At 49.1% G+C, this 15,431-nt stretch carries 14 protein-coding genes and 1 other annotated feature; of the genes, 9 read left to right on the top strand and 5 right to left on the bottom strand.

The window, feature by feature from the left end; all coding sequences use genetic code 11:
* Positions 1-299: 299 nt before the first annotated feature.
* Together AC15IQ_RS01305 and AC15IQ_RS01300 are read right to left on the bottom strand one after the other, a co-directional pair.
* Positions 300-818: a C-GCAxxG-C-C family protein gene (locus AC15IQ_RS01305; RefSeq protein ID WP_483176819.1), complete on the bottom strand. Its 519-nt coding sequence runs from the start codon at positions 816-818 to the stop codon at positions 300-302.
* A gap of 423 nt (positions 819-1,241) precedes the next feature.
* Positions 1,242-2,144, bottom strand: a complete 903-nt coding sequence (locus tag AC15IQ_RS01300) for an alpha/beta fold hydrolase (RefSeq protein WP_483176818.1) — start codon at positions 2,142-2,144, stop codon at positions 1,242-1,244.
* Between the two features lie 280 nt (positions 2,145-2,424).
* Here AC15IQ_RS01300 and AC15IQ_RS01295 point away from each other — a divergent pair, with 280 nt between their 5' ends.
* The gene (locus AC15IQ_RS01295; RefSeq protein WP_483176817.1) at positions 2,425-2,946 is read left to right on the top strand and encodes a mismatch-specific DNA-glycosylase; all 522 of its coding nucleotides are present in this window, start codon (positions 2,425-2,427) and stop codon (positions 2,944-2,946) included.
* Positions 2,947-3,180: 234 nt separating this feature from the next.
* Positions 3,181-3,431 (top strand) — a binding site (T-box leader).
* A 109-nt stretch (positions 3,432-3,540) separates the two neighbouring features.
* Positions 3,541-5,043, top strand: a complete 1,503-nt coding sequence (locus tag AC15IQ_RS01290; protein ID WP_483176816.1) for a 2-isopropylmalate synthase — start codon at positions 3,541-3,543, stop codon at positions 5,041-5,043.
* A gap of 41 nt (positions 5,044-5,084) precedes the next feature.
* Here the strand turns inward: AC15IQ_RS01290 and AC15IQ_RS01285 are convergent, their stop codons facing one another.
* Positions 5,085-5,261: a hypothetical protein gene (locus tag AC15IQ_RS01285; protein WP_483176815.1), complete on the bottom strand. Its 177-nt coding sequence runs from the start codon at positions 5,259-5,261 to the stop codon at positions 5,085-5,087.
* Positions 5,262-5,418: 157 nt separating this feature from the next.
* Here AC15IQ_RS01285 and AC15IQ_RS01280 point away from each other — a divergent pair, with 157 nt between their 5' ends.
* The 3 genes from AC15IQ_RS01280 (at position 5,419) to AC15IQ_RS01270 (ending at position 8,656) form a co-directional block, all read left to right on the top strand.
* Positions 5,419-5,811 (top strand): hypothetical protein, encoded by a 393-nt coding sequence (locus AC15IQ_RS01280; RefSeq protein WP_483176813.1) that lies wholly within the window; start codon positions 5,419-5,421, stop codon positions 5,809-5,811.
* A gap of 186 nt (positions 5,812-5,997) precedes the next feature.
* Positions 5,998-6,402 (top strand): hypothetical protein, encoded by a 405-nt coding sequence (locus tag AC15IQ_RS01275; protein WP_483176812.1) that lies wholly within the window; start codon positions 5,998-6,000, stop codon positions 6,400-6,402.
* Between the two features lie 109 nt (positions 6,403-6,511).
* Entirely contained in the window at positions 6,512-8,656 is a 2,145-nt protein-coding gene (locus tag AC15IQ_RS01270) for a Tex family protein (RefSeq protein WP_483176811.1), read from the top strand.
* A 3-nt stretch (positions 8,657-8,659) separates the two neighbouring features.
* On the opposite strand, the gene AC15IQ_RS01265 is transcribed toward AC15IQ_RS01270, so the two are convergent.
* The gene (locus AC15IQ_RS01265) at positions 8,660-9,856 is read right to left on the bottom strand and encodes an acyltransferase (protein WP_483176810.1); all 1,197 of its coding nucleotides are present in this window, start codon (positions 9,854-9,856) and stop codon (positions 8,660-8,662) included.
* A gap of 177 nt (positions 9,857-10,033) precedes the next feature.
* On the opposite strand from AC15IQ_RS01265, the gene AC15IQ_RS01260 reads away from it, so the two are divergent.
* The 4 genes from AC15IQ_RS01260 to AC15IQ_RS01245 all read left to right on the top strand — a co-directional run bounded on the left by AC15IQ_RS01260 (position 10,034) and on the right by AC15IQ_RS01245 (position 14,327).
* Positions 10,034-10,918 (top strand): MBL fold metallo-hydrolase, encoded by an 885-nt coding sequence (locus AC15IQ_RS01260; RefSeq protein WP_483176809.1) that lies wholly within the window; start codon positions 10,034-10,036, stop codon positions 10,916-10,918.
* Positions 10,919-11,513: 595 nt separating this feature from the next.
* Positions 11,514-12,698, top strand: a complete 1,185-nt coding sequence (locus AC15IQ_RS01255; protein WP_483176808.1) for a CaiB/BaiF CoA transferase family protein — start codon at positions 11,514-11,516, stop codon at positions 12,696-12,698.
* 255 nt (positions 12,699-12,953) lie between these two features.
* Positions 12,954-13,433, top strand: coding sequence for a CoA-binding protein (locus tag AC15IQ_RS01250; RefSeq protein ID WP_483176807.1), 480 nt, complete (start codon positions 12,954-12,956; stop codon positions 13,431-13,433).
* A gap of 117 nt (positions 13,434-13,550) precedes the next feature.
* Positions 13,551-14,327 (top strand): SDR family oxidoreductase, encoded by a 777-nt coding sequence (locus AC15IQ_RS01245; RefSeq protein WP_483176806.1) that lies wholly within the window; start codon positions 13,551-13,553, stop codon positions 14,325-14,327.
* A 10-nt stretch (positions 14,328-14,337) separates the two neighbouring features.
* Here AC15IQ_RS01245 and AC15IQ_RS01240 read toward each other — a convergent pair whose 3' ends face one another.
* On the bottom strand, positions 14,338-15,138 hold the full coding sequence (locus AC15IQ_RS01240; protein ID WP_483176805.1) for a CAP domain-containing protein: 801 nt from the start codon (positions 15,136-15,138) through the stop codon (positions 14,338-14,340).
* Positions 15,139-15,431 lie beyond the last annotated feature (293 nt).

The following is a 15,431-nucleotide window of genomic DNA, read 5'->3' as shown; positions in this document are numbered from 1 at the left end:
CGAATACTGTCTCATATGCTGATCATGTTATTGTCTTTGATAATATGTGACTGATTATCCCCATGATGGTCTACATAACAAAATAGCACAAATGGAGCCGCTTTACAAATTGCAGAAGCGGTACATAGCGCCGAGCAAGATTGGGTTTATTAAAGATAAATCATTGAATATTGGGATATCTTGTCTGGACATCAGCAATCCAGGATAATCAGATAAACGTTCTGTGACTGCATAGAATGTGAAATAAGAAAGCGGCTCAATGCCGCTTTCTTATACTTGTGTATTGACCAAAATATAGGTTATACTTTGCCAGCCACGTTTTCTCCGAAGGGTTGAGTATAACCCTCAGTGTTGCCCTTTTCTATATATTCTGCCGCCATTCCTGCCGCTGCGATAACCATCTTCATGCAGGCTTTAAACCGACCTTTGTCCTGCCACTCAGGATAGCCCTCGTTAAGAGTTTTGCAGTCTAGAGCGCCATATTTTTCTTTAAATTCATGTGACATTCCATTGAAGAATCTGTACAGTCCGGGATTACCGTATAAACGATCCACGCGTTCAGCAAATTCACCCTCCAGCGGATTTTTGCGCCCATGCACCGCTCCTACAGCCATTATCGCACCTACCAGGGCACCGCAATTGTTGCCGGCCAGTCCCATTCCACCTCCGAAGCCGGTAGCCATGGCCACTGCTTCTGCAGGAAACTCAGGAGCCACCCCGGTATCCATAACCGCTTTAAACACTGATTCAGCGCAGTTGAGGCCAACTTTAAAATTATTGGCTGCATTGTCTTTGACTTTTTCCACGAATTCGCTCATTGATTCCCCTCCTTAAAACTTACCTACTCCTCAGCATAGTAACTCGCTTACTTGACCAACCGCCTCCTTTGCTGTTTGATACCTACCCTTACCCTTGTGGTTTTCTATCTGTAGTCTAATGAAAACCATAAACAGCACATGGCGTGACGTATATTATGTTTAGTGCTCGTTATTAAATCAATGATCGGAGGAATAAGACCTTCCTTATTTACTATGATAAAGAATATTCATCTGGGGGTCTATAAATAATTCAAAAGGCAAACTTTCATAGGTGGAAAGAAACTTCCGCATTTTCTGCTCTGCTGGCTGAATACTCTGCCTGATATTGGGCCCAGCCTTGACGGTATTATTATTTAAAGCAGATAGAGGAGATGGATGAACCAGGCCTGGGTCAAAATATACAGTGGTTCAAACTGGCCCAGATCACTTCTGCAAGGCTTTGTCCAGGAAGTTCAGTACTTCTTCAACACTTTCGGAATTGGTGAAGCCACGGCCGTCATGGCCCATTCCCGGCATAGTAACCAAATGAACTTTGTCTTCGCCCAGGATGGCCTCCAATTTTTTGGCAAATTGCAGAGACTGCTGATAAGGCACCAGGGTGTCTGCGGTGCCGTGCTGTATATAAAAAGGGGGATCATCAGATGTGATATAATTAGCGGCATTCACCAGCTGTACCAGATCATTAGCCTGGCCGATCCTATTGCCAACATATTTAGAGCCATATGAGGTGGGCAGGTCCATCTTTTCACCGTCTATTCCGCTGGCTAAAAACTGCGCATCCATAGTGGATAGATCAATTGGTCCACACCAATCAACTACCGCCTGCACGCGATCAGATTCATCAGCACAGCCAATGCTCAAATCCTGCAGCGCAGCAACCCCTGCAGTAGTGCCTGCCAAGGCAGCCAGGGCGCCGCCGGCTGAGCTTCCCCAGACTGCAAATCTATTCGCATCCAGATGGTAGCGATCTGCATTGGCGCGGATAAAGCGGATGGCGGCTTTGACATCCTGAATTTGCGCCGGAGCCAGGGCCTCCTGGCTCAAACGGTAATTTACTGCTACCACGGCATATCCGCGTTTAAGGCCGGATTTGGCTATCTCCGTATCCGGGCCCACTTTGTCACCGGAGCACCAACCGCCGCCATGGATAGAGATAATGACCGGATAGGGCCCCTCAAAACCGTCAGGCAAAAATATATCCAATTTCTGCGCTGATGACTCACCATAGGGGATATTAAGGTATGTATGCTGACCGGCGGAAATGGAACTAACACTTACAATCAGAACTAACAGCACCAAAAACATTACAGCAATACGCCTAATCAATACTTCTCCCCCCGAAGGACAAACAGTGATGAAATAACGGTTGAAACTATATAATAATTCTAACATAGGCTTGTTCCTGCTTTACAGACTGTCAGAGATTGAAATATGTTTCATGATATGAATAAAATGGATAGTTCAAAAATTTTAGTTTAGGTCGGGGAGGCTATTTCGTGTTAAGAAGATTATAATTAGGGATAAACCGTGTGGGAGAACTAACCTCAAGGCTATAACCATACATCGGAGTTGATCAAAGCTCATCGGGGCAGAAGGGATGGTAAGCATGGATAAACACTTGCTTAAAGTGCCGGATTATATAAAACCAGGGTTAAATATACTTTTCGTAGGCTTTAACCCCAGCATCCGTTCCGGCCAAACCGGACACCACTTTGCCAATCCCAGCAACCGATTTTGGAACATATTGTACCGCTCCGGTTTGACCCCACGCAAGTACAAACCCGAGGAAGGCCACTGCCTGCTGGATTTAGGTTTTGGGCTGACCAATATCGTGGACCGTCCCACCAGAGCGGCGGCAGATATAAACCCAACAGAGTATGCCCGAGGTAGGGAGATGTTGAAGGACAAGATCAATAAATACCGTCCCCGGGTGGTATGCTATGTGGGAAAAGGAGTATACCAGGCTTATTCCAATAAAAAGTTGATTTCATGGGGGTTGCAGCCTTGGCAGATGGTGGCTGGGGTAGATGATTTTGTGGCACCCTCCAGCAGTGGGTTGGTGCGCATCAAGGACGCTGACATAGTGGCTATTTACCAGCAGCTTGGGCAGATTATGGAAAACCGCTAAGTATTTGTTTATTTAGGGTACAACACGGAGTAGAAGGCTGAATTGGCATGGTCAATTGAGCTAAGTATTGTTTCCGGGACCGTCGACCAGTCATTGTGGGGAAAGTAAGACAATACAAAATCAGATTCATATAGGGAATAATTCAACCCCGGTGGCATATATTTCAGTATTAGAAGTCTAGGTAAAAAAATTGACCGCCCCAATTGCATTAAGTATAATATTGTAAATATCACTAAAAAGACCATGACAGGGATTATTAGGTATATATGATGGAGACACAGAGAGCCGTCGGTTGGTGTGAGGCGGCCGGTTCAATATACCGAACTCCCCCTGGAGTTGCCGACCGAAATATAAAGTAGGCTCGGACGGAGACTTCCACCGTTAAAAGGAAGCGGATATCGGATTAATAATCCCGTATCTAGAAGAGTGAGCGGCTCGGGTCGCTAAATTGAGTGGTACCGCGGAGTATACCCTTCGTCTCAAAATGTTTTGAGCGAAGGGTTTTTATATTTTTTGAGGAGGTGGTCGCGATGGAAGCAGACCTTGCTGACCTAGTGAAAAATGCGTTGAATACTAAAAAGGAGGACTTACACTATGCGCAAGCTGTATATTTTCGATACCACCTTGAGAGATGGAGAACAATCCCTGGGCATCACCCTGAATGTCAAAGAAAAACTGGTTATTGGACGCCAACTGGTAAAACTGGGCGTTGATATTATTGAAGCGGGTTTTCCAGCTTCTTCACCTGGCGATTTCAATTCGGTAAAGACTATCGCCAAAGAGATCAAAGGGGCCACCATTTGTGGTCTTACCCGTGCAGTTGAAAAAGATATTGATACATGTGCCGAGGCTTTGAGGGATGCCGAAGCACCTCGTATTCACACTGGCATTGCGGTTTCTCCGGTGCATATGGCCAAAAAGCTGAAAATGTCGCCTTCTCAGGTTGTCGAAGCCGCGGTGGCAGCAGTCAAGCGGGCTAAGAAATACGTCAGTGATGTTGAATTCTACGCCGAAGACGCTTCCCGTAGTGAGCGTGATTTCCTGGTAGAAATAGTCAGCAAAGTCATCGCGGCAGGTGCGACGGTAGTTAATATCCCTGATACGGTAGGCTACTCCACCCCATGGCAGTATGAGGAGTTGATTTCCTACCTGAAGAACCACGTATCCAACATAGACCATGCAGTCATTAGTATCCACTGCCATAATGACCTGGGTCTGGCTACGGCTAATTCGCTGGCGGGCATCAGGGCTGGGGCTTCTCAAGTAGAAGGTACCATTAACGGCATTGGTGAAAGGGCCGGGAACACTTCTTTGGAAGAGGTGATAATGGCGGTTTACAGCCAAAAGAACCTCTATGGGGTGGATGTGATGATCAACACTCGTGAAATTGCCGCTACCAGTCGCCTGGTCTCAAGGATTACCGGAGTAGCGGTGCCAAGCCACAAGGCCATCGTGGGTGCCAATGCTTTCATGCATGCTTCGGGAATCCATCAGGATGGGGTACTAAAAGAGCGCAACACGTATGAGATCATAGACCCTGAGGTGGTGGGCATCCCGCGCAGCCGGATAGTGCTCAGTGCACGCTCCGGACGGCACGCCCTGAAGCACCGTTTGGAAGAATTGGGGTATACCGGAGTACAGGAAAATCTGGATGATATATATGCTAAATTTCTGGAATTAGGCGACCTGAAAAGCGAGATATTTGACGATGACCTGCACGCCTTAATGGGCAATGCCACTAAGGAAGTCAACGGCATCTCCATCAAGCAGCTGTCAGTCACTTCCAGTGGGGCAGCCCATGCTGCCGCCACAGTGACATTGGAAATTGATGGCCAGGTAAGCAGTGATGCGGCTTGCGGCGCTGGTCCGGTGGACGCGGTTTTCAAAGCTGTTGATCGTATTGTGGGCAAAACGGTAAAGCTGGAAGACTATTCCCTCAAGTCAGTCAGCCGCGGGTCAGAAGCCATGGGGGATGCTACCGTTAAGATACGTTATAAAAACAGCCTGGTGGTTGGTCGGGGTATAAGCACTGATATTTTTGAAGCCAGTGCACTGGCCTATGTAAATGCCCTCGCCAAAGCGGCTCATATTGAATAGCCTGCCAGTAGTTGAGCACTGAAGAGGCTGTCCGTAAGCGGTCAGCCTCCTACCCCCGAGCTGTAGTTAGTAAGAGCTACGGCCTTGGGGTGCCATTCACCGAGTGGCTGGAATTTTAAGCAGGAAACGATTATCCCCATGACGAAATACATTAAGGCTGGGATTAAGAGCGCGGAAACCAGTTGCAGGGCTACTCTGGCGTTTTTTCTGCTATCCAAAACGGTTGACTTAAGGCGTAGGCTGTCGGATTGGCCAGAGCAATTCGAGATTGGCGCATTTTTTATGGAAGACCTGCTAATTTTAGCGGGTCTTATGCTTAACAACCTGACACTTGGATAAAACTGAGATAATAACACTGGCGAGGTGATAAATTCGATGCAATTGGAGATGCCTAAATCGGAGAGAGTATACAGCGTATTGGCCATCCTGATAGGGATAATGATTTTACTGGGACTGGTAGGCCAATTTATTATTATTGCTGACAAAGCGCCGCCCCAAGCGGTGGTCTATGTGGATCAGAGCAGCGGTATTTATTATGCGCCCCCATACATTTTAGGCAAAAAATATCCTGCTGGCCTGGATGAGAGCAATCTCAAAGCGCTCAGCCTGGCCGAAGCTGAACAAAAATCCTACCAGGCCGATCCGGTGTGCGTCGAACAAGGATATTTCAAGCAGAAGAGCACCTTAAATGACAGGTTGAGGATAAAAACAGGTCTGGCTGAGGCGCCTCCCAGCCGCTGGAACGCAGACGGGTCCTGGAATTGGTAAAGAGACATTTGCGGAGGTATATCAATGGGTAGAGAGGACAATAAGAGTCAATTTGGCCAGGAACCAGCATTCCAACCCGGCAGCTCGAAGGGGAGCCCGCTCAAAAGACGCGGGCTGTGTTTACAGGCCCATCCGCATCATCATCCCCCCTGCCAGGACTGTGAGGAGTGTATATGGGTTGACCAAGTGCCGTTAGACAAGGATTATGGAGACATTGTCTTTATACACGCAGCCTCCTCCCACCCGGACTCAGATACCGTAGAGGTGAAACTCGACATCCAGGCCAGGCGTGGCCTGTGGCGTAAATACCAATGCTGGAACAAGAGCAGCAGCGACGAACCTGCCCTTGAAGAACAGGTCATCAATATGCAACATCCTGACTTAGAGGGATTTATAAATGGGCTCAAGGACGCCGGGCTGCTCCATTGGGGGGAGCGCTATGAAGCAGATGAGGGCAAGGGCGGTGAATGGGTAGTCCGAATCGAATTTGAAGGTTTCAGAATCAAGAAAAGCGGTTCGAATTCTTATCCCCGCAGGTGGAATTCTTTATGTCAATTATTTAAGGAATACTGGCAGGTTGAATTCCGCTGATAATGGGAAATCAATCTTAACCGGCTAAACAAATGATTATTGCTGCCAGCACTAGTTAAAAGTATTGTAAATAACTGGGCTGGCTTTATCAGTTATGGAGGCAGAATCAATGCAGTTCACTTATGAGCAGATATCCTTGGAAACAAACCTACCGCCCCATCAGATCAGTATGGTGGCTAAATTGTTGGAGGACGGCAACACCGTACCGTTTATCTCCCGTTACCGTAAAGAGATGACCGGAGGCTTGGATGAGGTCGCTATCCGACTCATCGAAGAAAGACTCAAATGGCATCGCAACCTGGAAAACCGCAAAAATGAGGTGATCCGTCTCATCAGTGAGCAGGGTAAATTGCAGCCTGACCTGGAGGCTAGAATCAGAAATGCGGTTCGACTGGTTGAGATTGAGGACATTTACCTGCCCTTTCGTCCCAAACGCCGCACCCGTGCTGCGGTAGCGCGAGATAAAGGTTTGGAGCCTCTGGCGCAATGGCTGCTCTCACCCCAGGATGGCGACCCCCTGCAAATAGCAGCGCAATTTGTTAACCAAGAGGTGGCTGATGCGCTGCAGGCTCTACAGGGTGCTATGGATATCATCGCTGAACAGGTGGCTGAGGATGCTGGCAACCGGAGTTGGCTGCGCGATTATGTCCGGAATAACGGGGTTATAACGGTCAAGGCCAGGGAGGCCACGGCGGAGTCAGCCTATAAGATGTATTACCATTATCAGGAACCGGTGAAGAGGATCCCCGCTCACCGCATACTGGCCATCAACCGTGGCGAACGTGAGGACTATTTAAAAGTAGCTCTGCTTTATGATAGCGATAAACCCCGAGAAAAACTGAACAGACAATACGCTGCAACCAAGGAAAAAGCCTTATATATCAGTAAGGCCGTTGAAGACAGCCTGGCTCGGCTGTTGAAACCGGCCATAGAGAGGGATCTGCGCAATGAACTGACCGAGCAGGCCAACCGCCAGGCCATAGACATTTTCGCCCGCAACCTCAACAGCCTGCTTTTGCAGCCCCCGGTGCGCGGAAAAACCGTGTTGGGGATAGACCCTGCCTACAGAACCGGATGTAAGTGGGCGGTGGTTGACAGCACCGGCAAGAAGTTGGAGGTAGGGGTTATCTACCCCACGCCGCCACATCGTCGAAATGATGAGGCTGAAAGCATAATGCTGCAAGTTATTGACAGGTATGGAGTGGATGCCATCGCCATCGGCAATGGTACCGCATCACGGGAGACAGAGCGGTTTGTGGCGGATATGATCAGAAATCACGCTATAGAGGTGCCTTATACCATTGTCAATGAAGCCGGGGCCAGCGTCTATTCCGCTTCACCTCTGGGTGCGGAGGAGTTCCCTGATCTGGATGCAGCACAGCGCAGCGCAATTTCTATCGCCCGCCGAGTGCAGGACCCGCTGGCTGAGCTGGTAAAAATCGAACCACGTTCCATAGGGGTAGGCCAGTACCAGCACGACCTGCCCGAACGGGAGTTGGACGAAAGTCTGAGTACAGTGGTGGAAACAGCAGTGAACCAGGTCGGAGTAGACTTGAATACTGCTTCGGCAGCTTTGCTCTCTTATGTGAGCGGCCTGTCGAAAACCACCGCCCGCAACATCGTCCGCCACCGTGACAGTAATGGCCCTTTTGCCCGACGCCATGAACTCCTGCAAGTGTCGCGCCTGGGGCCCAAAGCCTTCCAACAGGCGGCCGGATTTCTGCGCATTTATGGGCAGGACAATCTCCTGGACAGCACTGCTATCCACCCCGAGTCTTACCAGCTGGCTGAGGAGGTACTTCACCGGATGGGTTCTTCTGTAGTGGAGATCGGGGGCGGTTCTTTGCAGGAGAAAGCCACCCGGTTGGATGTGAGAGCACTGGCCCAGCAGTTGGGAGCAGGGGAACCGACTATCCGTGATGTTATTGCCTGCCTTTTAAAACCGCATCGCGACCCTCGCGAGGATCTGCCGCCACCGCTGTTTCGCAGTGATGTCCTGGATATAGAAGCACTGCACCCGGGGATGATATTGCCAGGCACCGTGCGCAATGTGGTCGACTTCGGCGCTTTTGTCGACATCGGCATCAAACAGGACGGCCTGGTTCATATATCAGAAATAGCAGAGCACTTTGTCCGGCACCCCCTTGACGTAATAGCAGTTGGGGAGGTAATACAAGTGATGGTGCTTACGGTGGATAAGGAGCGCCACAAAGTAGCCCTGTCGATGAAACAAGCCGGTAAACCGGCTGGGTAATGACTACCTCTCCAGAGTTAAAGAGGCCGAATGGCTTGGGCTTTGACTTGCCTTGCGGCGCGCCCCCGGAACCTTGCCTACAAACAGGTCGCCTACCGGAGTCCGCATCCTGCTTAAGCCAAAACTAAATAGCAGGGTTAACGCAGAACAGGCTGTAAAGGTGATAATGATTTGTATTATGGTATTAAAACCTGAAAAAGCAAACCTGGTAAAAGAATCGGTGTAATGGAGAATAAAGGGATGGGCAAAGTAGCAGCCAAATGAGCATTGCCCGAAGCTGCGCAACAGCTGCCGCAACCTTCTGACCCGATACAGCCAGGTAATGGCAAGGTAGTAAACGGTAATCAGAGATGACACCAGGTAAACCGTCATAGTATAGCTTAAAGGCAGGGTGAGTTGGTAATTGATAGTGTAGAATCCTGCGGGTGTAAGCGTCAGGGTCTGGGACATCTGATAGAAGATCACGGCGAAAGCAGTGATATTCACCACCCAATTCAACCGCTGGATGCGCCGCACCATACTGCGCAGTTTTTTAATGTATAAGCCCGCAAACCCGCCCAGCATGAAATAGAAAAACCAGCTCACAAACAGGCGGTCCCGATAATCCAGAATATCTTTAATAAGCGGCGAGTTGCTGTTGGCATAAAGGAGCGGGGCCAAGTGGTGATACCCCCACAGATAGGCCAGATAAAGCAAGAAACTTACCAGCAGAGTGCATATCGCCCATACGCTCCCACGGCGTATTACATATCTGAATAAGGGGAAGAGCAGGTAGAATTGCAGTATCATCACGATGAACCATAGATGGTAATACCCATCCCCGGAGATGGTCAGCTGTGCGATCCGGGCCAGTATATCGGTTTCACTGCTAGGATCTAGCCCCGATAACAGACCGGTCCATACAAAAAAGAACATGGTCCACACCCAATAGGGGATGAAAACCTGTGAAAAGCGGCGTTTGACCATCTCCGGGTAATTGAGAGCGTCATCGCCATGGTTATAGAACAACACCAAACCAGTGATGAAAACGAACATAGGGACTGCAAAGCGGCTCAACAATAACAGAAAAGCCGAAATCAGCGCATTCGATTGTGATGTTGCCGGCAGGTAGATAAAGCTGGCCAGAGCATGCTGCAATGCTATGGCTAAAAAAGAAACACCCCGTAAAAGATCAATCTCACTTATTTTTCTTTTTAACATGATCGCCCTTCCCGCTAATTCAGCGGCCTATTCTTATAATCCGCAGCCCCTAGAGCCAGCAGGTTAAATGAGGAGAACTCCCCTGGGTGCCATGGCGCTGCTTTTCATTTTCTCGGCTGAATGGAATATAATAGAATTAGTTTACTATTTCTTGGGGCAATTGAGGAGGGGAACCTGATGAACCAAAAACTTACAGAAAACATCAGTTGTTTGGGCAACCGCCTCTTTCACTTTTTTGTAGTTGGCAAACGGGAAGCTATCATTGTAGAATGCGGAGTCAGCGGCGCAGTGGCCAATCTGCGGAAGCAATGGCATAGCCTCAGTGCTCAGCCTGAAGTTTCAACCCTTTTGGCAATGCATGCCCATTTTGACCATATTTGTGGTATACCCTATCTGCGGGAGATGTTTCCACAAGCCCTGGTGGCATCCAGCCCTTATGCCAGCAAGGTGATGCAGAAGCAGCAGGTCATGGAGGGATTTTTTACTCAGGATGGGGAGATGGTAAAGGTACTAATGGCGCAGGGAATGCTGGAGGCAGCGGTTGAGGTGCCGGAACCCCAGCCTTTGCCGGTACAGATCATACTAGCAGATGGTGATATGCTGGAAAGCGGAGACGGTTGCCGCTTGAAGATAATCGCTGCCCCGGGGCACAGTCCTTGCAGTCTGGCAGCATATATGCCCGAAGATAAAGTGCTGTTCGCATCTGATGTGGCAGGATTTCAAATCTCTGATGAAGCCATTTTCCCGATATTCTTTCAGAGCTATGAGATGTATATGGATTCTATAAAGCGCATACAAGGCTACCCCGCCCGGGTTGTTGGGATAGCCCACGGCACCCTGTGGACCGGGGAGCAGATTCCAGCGTTCTATGAGCGCGCCCTGGGTGCAGCCCGCGATGCCTTTGAAAGGATACGAGTCATGAGCGATAACGGAATTGATCATCAGCAAATGGTGGACATCTTATTCAGGCATTATTATCGTGGCGACCTGCAGATATATACCCCGGAAAACATAACCCTGTGTGTGAATCTATTGATCAAACGAGTGCAGGAATGCCTATAAAAAGGAGGCTCTTAGATCCGGCTGCAGCGCTATAGGTGTCAATGTAAGCAAGGCAGTCTGGACGAATATTATTGGTCATCAGCCGGTCGGTGCCCGAAGCAAACGTTGGTCGGCCGGTTTTTTGTGGGGATTATTAAATCGGTGTCAAAACGATAAATATCGGTTACGGAAACTACAGGGTACACTTTATCCCGAGGGATTTCGTATAAACCCCTGCATTCGGCTGCAAATGACTGCAGTGGCAAGATAGAGCGTGTTGTACTGAAAAATTGATTGTTATACAATGTATTCAAGTATTAGAATTTACCTAATCCTACCAAGCATACCGAAGGGTATGCTTTTTGTGCTTATATTGCCATGTTATGAATATTATGGATCGTAATAATAGTCTATGTCACTTGATCAGCACTTACACTTAGGCCATACCCGGGGAAGCTCTCCTACGGGTTAATGCGATACGCCCTGTCCATGTTTCTGGCAGATAAAATGGTCCGCCTGACTATACCAATTTAGGCGCAATGGCGCCGCAAGAGAGGTGATGTCTTTAGACTTACATGCCAAGCAGAAGTGAAACGTATGAAGAGGAGGAGAGAGAATGAGTTTACCCTTGGAAGGCATCCGTGTATTGGACTTATCAAGATATTTGCCCGGCCCTTTTGCTACTCAGATGCTGGCCGATTTCGGGGCCGAAGTTATCAAGGTGGAGGATCCCAAAGGAGGGGATTTGGGCCGTATGCTCCCGCCGTTGATAGGTGGTGAAAGCGCGCGTTTCTTTACCGTGAACCGCAATAAGAAGAGTATCACCCTAGACCTCAAAAAGCCGCAGGGGCAGGAGGTTTTCAAACGCCTGGCGCTCAATAGCGATGTGGTGGTGGACCAGTTTAGACCCGGTGTAATGGACAGGATGGGTTTGGGATATGAGCAGCTCAAAACCATAAACCCGGGAATTATTTATTGCACCATCACCGGCTATGGACTGGACGGTCCCCTGCGCGATGTTGCCGGGCACGATCTCAATTACCTGAGTTTGGCAGGTATCACCGGTGTAAACGGGGTGTATAATAGCCAGCCGGCCATATGCGGAACTCAAATTGCCGATATTGCAGGAGGAACCTTGCATTCGGTCATCGGCATTCTGTTAGCCCTGGCTGCCCGCCAGAAGAGCGGTCAGGGACAGCTCTGCGATGTGTCCATGCTGGATGCCTCGGTAAGTCTGATGGCTTATGCCCTGGGTGAGTGGTCCGGTCTGGACACCCTGCCGGTTTCCGGAGATGGTTTATTGTCGGGTGGTTATGGTTTTTACCAGGTCTATGCCACCAAGGACGGCAAATATGTAAGTCTGGGAGCTGTTGAGGAAAAATTCTATGCCGAGTTCTGCAGAAAAATCGGCCGTCCCGATCTCATTGAAAAACAGTTTGAAAAAGAACCCCAGCGACAGATTATCGCCGAAATATCTGAGATAATCGCACAGCGGACCAGGGATGAGTGGGTGGATTTCTTTGCCGACAGTGACATTTGCTTCACTCCGGTGCTGGGATTGGATGAAGTATGCCAGCACCCGCAGGTCAAAGCGCGCGAAATGATCGTAGAACTTGAGAATGTGAACAATACCGGGAAAACCGTACGCATGACCGGAATCCCCATCAAATTGTCTGAGACTCCGGGGCAACTGAGCTTGAAATTCCCCATCCTGGGCGAACATAATGATGAAGTCTTGATGGCAGTAGGTGGTTATTCACAGCAAGAAGTCAAGGATCTGCGTTCTGCGGGGGTCATCTAAGAAAAGTGACTCAACATACAGGCCGCCTCAGCCTGACCACAAAACTGTAATTGCTAGGGCTGTCTCAAAAGTGGCAGCCTTCTCTTTTATTCCATTTGTGTGTAAGAGGAAAGTGGGTGCAGTCTCAACACTATTTCCATTGGCTCCCACTTGCCCAAATAAAAGGGAATGCCTTCGAAGTAAATTTTTGGCATTGGGGAGAACCCCGTTTTATACGGCAGGGGCCATAGCTTGATGACATAAAAAGGAAATGTTATGATGAACCCAGTCAATAAGCAGGAAAGGAGCACTACCGTGAAAGACTTCTTTACCAAGTATAAACGCTTTGCGGTGGTGGGGCTGTCGCGCAACCCTAAGTCATTCAGTCGGGGGGCCTGCAAATTCTTGATTGAACAGGGCTGCAAGCTGGTGGCGGTAAACCCTCGAGAGACAAACATCGGAGGAATCAAAAGTTTGCCATCGCTAACAGAGGTTCCTGAGGTGGATGGGGTGATATTCTTTACCAATCCTCAGGTAACGGCAACCCTGTTGCCGCAGTGCCTGGATAAGGGCATCAGGCGGGTATGGTTTCAGCAGGGGACGGCAGATGATACCGTCCTGCGCCTGGCTCAGCAGATGGGCTTATACTATACCAACTCTTGCGTATTTCTGCATCACCCTAAAGCAGGGTTTCCGCATAATGTACACCGGACCATTGCCGCCATTTTCAAACTTGATGATACACTGAAATCATAGCCATACACGCCATACCATTGGGGCCTTCGGGCCTTTTTTCTTGCGCCCTCGATTAGGAGTTATAATAAAATTGCTGCTTTTTCAACACAATAAGCCTATGAACAGAGGAGGAGTAGCATGAAAAAAGTGGTTATCACTGGCAGCACTCGGGGATTGGGACTCTCGATGGCCCGCTGTTTTTTAGAATTGCGGTGTAGTGTTACCATATCAGGAAGGAATCCTGCCAATTTGAATGCGGCCCAACAAGTCCTTCAGGGTTACAGCAATGTGGATGCGGTATTGTGTGATGTGCAGCAAAGCGAACAACTGCAAAACCTGTGGCAGAGTGCTCAAATGCGATGGGGGCGGGTCGATTACTGGATCAATAATGCCGGCATCGCTCAACTGCATCAGCCGTTGTGGAAGCTGGGAAATGAAGAGATCGAGAACGTAATTGGTATCAATCTCTTGGGAACAATGTACGGCTGCGCAGTAGCCATGCGGGGCATGCTAAAGCAGGGCAGTGGTCAGATATTCAATATGGAAGGCTTTGGCAGCAACGATATGCTGCGCCCGGGAATGAGCCTTTACGGCACTAGCAAGCGGGCGGTGACCTATTATACACGGGCTTTAGCCAGAGAGGCCGAAGGCACCGGGATACTGGTGGGAGCCCTCAGCCCTGGTATGATGGTTACTGACTTCATCAAAAGACCCCGCGATAACCAGCCTGTAGATAAACAGACCCGCAGGATTTTTAATATTTTGGGGGATAAACCGGAAACAGTGGCTCAATACCTGGTAGAGCGGATGCTTAGTAATCAACGCAACAATGTACGCCTGGTATGGCTTTCCCGCTCCAGAATGATGTGGCGTTTCGCCACCTCGGCTGTCACAAAAAGGGAGCTTTTTGATTAAATGGCCTGGTTCAATCGGTGAACCACTGGGTTACATATAAGTAGCTGCCCTGTTGATAGAATCCCAACCCGACCCTTTTAAACGAGGCATTCAAGATATTGGCACGGTGCCCGCTGGAATCCATAAAAGCATTATGGCTGGCCAGAACGCTGAAATTCTTAGCGATGTTTTCTGCTGCCCGGCGGTAGGTTATGCCCTGGCCTTTCATCATGGTGAAGGGGTCCCCGTAGGTGGGAGAGTTGTGGCTGAAGTAATTGTTCACCGCCATATCTTTAGATTTTAAATAAGCACCATTGCAGAGCGTACTGCTGAGAGTGAGCGGGGAAAGCCCGTTCTGTGCACGGACGGTGTTTATATAGCCCAGCATTTCCTGAGCATAACCTGCCGGCTGCGTCGATTTATCGTGTGCAGCCGGGGAGGTGGCCGATTTAGGTTTAGGCTGGGGTTTAGGTTGGGATGCGGGTGCCGGAGGTGCTGGCTGGGGTTGGGCACCAACTGCCTGATCCCCAGCAGGAAGCGCCGGAACAGGTGTCACTGACCCGATTCTGTCAGGCGATGTTTCGGTCATAGAGGCACGATCAGGGGATTGACTTTGGTGAGGATCGGCAATAGCCGGAGGAGTAGTCTTTTCTGCCTCAGGCAAAACCTGTTCGGGCTGATTGGTACCTGTTGCTGGTATGGCTTCGCTGCCGGATAAAGCCTTGGCGGGGGTAATGCCGGTCAGATAGCTGTGCAGTGATGTATCAGCCACTGCTATATAAGCAAGCAGAAGGGTAAATGAAAACGCAAGCCAAAAGGTGGTTTTTTTCATCGCAGTATCCTTTCTGGCCGGTAGTGCGGCCATATGTAATAATCAATATATCTAGTTTTACAGCATCAGAAACTTCCATGTTGCCTCTATTTATATATTCGATAAAAAATGCAGAAGATTGATGTTCTTTGTAATAATATTTACAGGACTTAAGATATAGGTCCTTATAAGACAGAAAATAGCAGCGGCTGAGGCCTCTGCTATTTACCATAAATGGCGGCCAGTTGGATACGGTTCTTGCCTTGCATGCCCACTTTACCCATCTCCTACAGCTTACTCAATACCGATCTGAT

It is taken from the genome of Syntrophomonas sp. DTU019 (assembly GCA_913757435.1).
GTDB lineage: Bacteria > Bacillota > Syntrophomonadia > Syntrophomonadales > Syntrophomonadaceae > DTU019.
Note: the sequence above shows the minus strand (reverse complement) of the source record. Positions and strands in the feature narration are given on the sequence as shown.